5 protein-coding genes are annotated in these 2,518 nt (G+C 46.1%); 2 read left to right on the top strand and 3 right to left on the bottom strand.

The genetic code is table 11. The features are described from left to right. On the bottom strand, positions 1-260 hold a 260-nt coding region (locus tag C6H66_RS25125; protein ID WP_146111148.1), incomplete at its 3' end, for a CHC2 zinc finger domain-containing protein. Positions 261-372: 112 nt separating this feature from the next. Here C6H66_RS25125 and C6H66_RS25120 point away from each other — a divergent pair. Together C6H66_RS25120 and C6H66_RS25115 are read left to right on the top strand one after the other, a co-directional pair. Beyond that, positions 373-783: a helix-turn-helix domain-containing protein gene (locus C6H66_RS25120; protein WP_248000830.1), complete on the top strand. Its 411-nt coding sequence runs from the start codon at positions 373-375 to the stop codon at positions 781-783. A gap of 101 nt (positions 784-884) precedes the next feature. Next, entirely contained in the window at positions 885-1,172 is a 288-nt protein-coding gene (locus C6H66_RS25115) for a SymE family type I addiction module toxin (RefSeq protein WP_105397059.1), read from the top strand. A gap of 38 nt (positions 1,173-1,210) precedes the next feature. On the opposite strand, the gene C6H66_RS25110 is transcribed toward C6H66_RS25115, so the two are convergent. Both C6H66_RS25110 and C6H66_RS25105 read right to left on the bottom strand, forming a co-directional pair. Continuing rightward, positions 1,211-1,549 carry an immunity protein YezG family protein gene (locus C6H66_RS25110; protein WP_105397058.1) on the bottom strand — a complete coding sequence of 113 codons (339 nt, stop codon included), beginning with the start codon at positions 1,547-1,549 and terminating at the stop codon, positions 1,211-1,213. Beyond that, the coding region (locus C6H66_RS25105; protein WP_248000829.1) for a DNA/RNA non-specific endonuclease at positions 1,549-2,518 on the bottom strand (970 nt) is incomplete at its 5' end. The genes C6H66_RS25110 and C6H66_RS25105, both read right to left, overlap by 1 nt.

Below are 2,518 nucleotides of genomic sequence, written 5' to 3'. Positions count from 1 at the left end.
CGGATAGCGATTTTCAGCGTCACCCCTTCCGTTTGTATCACCCAGTCCAGCACCGACCCCGCGGCGCCACAGCCAAAGCAGTGATACAGGTTCTTGGCAGGCGATATCACCATTGAGGGCGTTTTCTCGTGATGGAACGGACAGCGCAGCACATAATCCTCACCGCGTTTTTTCATCGCACGGCCTTGCTTACGCGCCAGCCCCAGCAACGAGACGGTTTGCTTTAAGCGGGCTAAATCGGTATCGGGAATGCGGGTCATCAATGACCTCCTGTAAAAACCTGTCAATAGGGTTTTGATAAAAATAACTCGACAAGCATATACTACAGTAGGTAGTATTTACAACAGTAAGATGTAAAACAGGGAGTAGATTATGGTCATTGAGTCACGAACAATATCGGTAAAAAAGACTATGGCCGCATCTATCAGCAGTGAAGAACAGATTTTTATGATGACATTAGGCAAGAGGATAACCACCTTACGCAAGGAGGCAGGGCTGACACAGGTTCAACTGGCGCAGAAGCTTAATGTTTCCCAGCAGGCTGTTCAGTCATGGGAGGCGGGCAGAAGGAGGATACAAATATCGATACTGCCAACTGTGGCAAGAATACTTTCAGTTTCACTGGAAAAGTTATTCGGTGAAGAGAGTGACCGGATACTGAGTAAGCGCGGCCCGGCTTCACGACTGGAAAAACAGATTCAGATTATTAGTCAGTTACCCAAGGGTAAACAGAAGCTGGTGTCTGAGATGCTGGATGCGGTGATTGCGCAGGCTCAGCAATAAAAAAACAAGCGGCTAATTAAAGAAGGGATTTTAACGCGGGCTGATGGTGCAGCCACACCGCCAGCCCGCTCACCACAACCAACTATACGAGGTAGTTAATTATGGCTGGACGCGATAATAAAACAATTCGCCGGATTTCCCAAGCTGAGCGTTTTGGGAGAGCGGGAAAAAACAGCATTTCTTTAAAGGGAAAATGGTTACAAGAGGCGGGATTTACCTTCGGAATGCCGCTAAAGATACGGGTGATGCCGGATTGTATTGTGATTACGGCCCAGAATACGCTGGAACTCTGGCAATGTCTGGAGGGGCTGAGTATTGCACCATTCAACCCCAGTGCTGCCGTTAACTGGATTAAGTATTATCCCGGTGGGTTGATGCTGACAGAATAGGACAAAACAACGGCCCCGGCACAAAGCCGGGGCGGGTTCTAATCATCATATTTAAAATCTATGTTGATTTTCATTTTATCCAGATCAACGGTGATTTCACACCCTGACCAAGCAGGCAAGCCATTAGTTAGATTATTTTCTATATAATATTTTCTCAGTTCTACTAGAGTCTCTATTAATTTACCATCGACATCTGGGCTATTTGGAACAAACCATTTCTTTTCGCCAAGGTTATCAACGTAATCAAATAAAAATTTTGCATGATCATTTTCAGGAGATAGTTCTGCGTCCAGAAAGATCTTAATTGCATTTTCTGGAGCAGCTTCATATAACACTTTTCCTATTCGGGAGTAAATTTCGTCATCAGTTGTTCCCATTATTTACCTCCTGGCGCATTCTTAAATGTTTCTCTAATAGGACGTCCATTATCGATCTGATAAGTTACAGTGATTTTATCAGGTCTAACGCTGTTTCCTATATATGATGGCTCTATCTTCACATTAACTTGTTTCCCATCTTTTAGAGCATTAGCCCAATTGTTCTCCATTTTTTTCCAGGTACTTTTATTAAGGTTACCATTCATTGGAACAATATTGAGCTTTTCACCAGGCCCATTAAAAATACTGGCGATTAAATGGCCGCCTTCATCACCGGCATTTCCACATTTACCACCTTTACATTGTTGATATGTATTACGATCATTCTTCGACCAAGATAGGGTGGCATCCACATTTCCCGTTCTTCCTAATGAGTCAGTATGATAAGTCTTGTTCCCATCCACATGATAGACCGTATTCGGTTCGGGTTTGTTCAGGGCCTTATTCCATCCGCCTTTCTTACCGGAATCTACCACAACAATGTTTTTCTCTGCTGCCGTATTGCCGGGCTTGCCTCCTTTGCCCATTCCACCGGTAACAGCCCCTAATGCCGCACCCGCCAAGATTTCTGCCTGCTGCTTGTCGATACCGTAGCGGCTCTGTAACTGGCTGGCAAATTCCGTACTCGAAACGACGCCTTCGGCTTCAATCTGCTGGGCCAACAGAGAAGACATATCATTCTTCATCCGTGAAGGCACATCGTCACCCAGTACGCGATCGATGGCTTGACGTACCAGCATACCATTAGCCGGGATATCGCCGTATTTTTCCTTGCAGGCGGCGGGATTGGAAGAACACACCGCGATCAGCTCTTTTTGCTGCTTGAGGCTCAGATCTTCCATTTCCTTCGTGATCTGTTTGCAGTCGCCGCGTCCCTCACACCCTTTGGCTCTGGCCGCAAAGTCGTCTATCTGCTCCGCGCTCAAAAAGTTATTCTCAATCGCATTCTTCGCCGTCTGCGCCCCGGCT

The sequence above is a fragment of the Photorhabdus hindustanensis genome (assembly GCF_002968995.1).
Taxonomy (GTDB): domain Bacteria; phylum Pseudomonadota; class Gammaproteobacteria; order Enterobacterales; family Enterobacteriaceae; genus Photorhabdus; species Photorhabdus akhurstii.
This window is presented reverse-complemented; position numbering and strand designations above follow the sequence as displayed.

What these genes read in the sequence shown, in the direction of transcription:
- C6H66_RS25115 (WP_105397059.1), top strand. Translation starts at nt 885, where the DNA reads ATGGCTGGACGCGATAATAAAACAATTCGCCGGATTTCCCAAGCTGAG.
- C6H66_RS25120 (WP_248000830.1), top strand. Translation starts at nt 373, where the DNA reads ATGGTCATTGAGTCACGAACAATATCGGTAAAAAAGACTATGGCCGCA.
- C6H66_RS25110 (WP_105397058.1), bottom strand. Translation starts at nt 1,549, where the DNA reads ATGGGAACAACTGATGACGAAATTTACTCCCGAATAGGAAAAGTGTTA.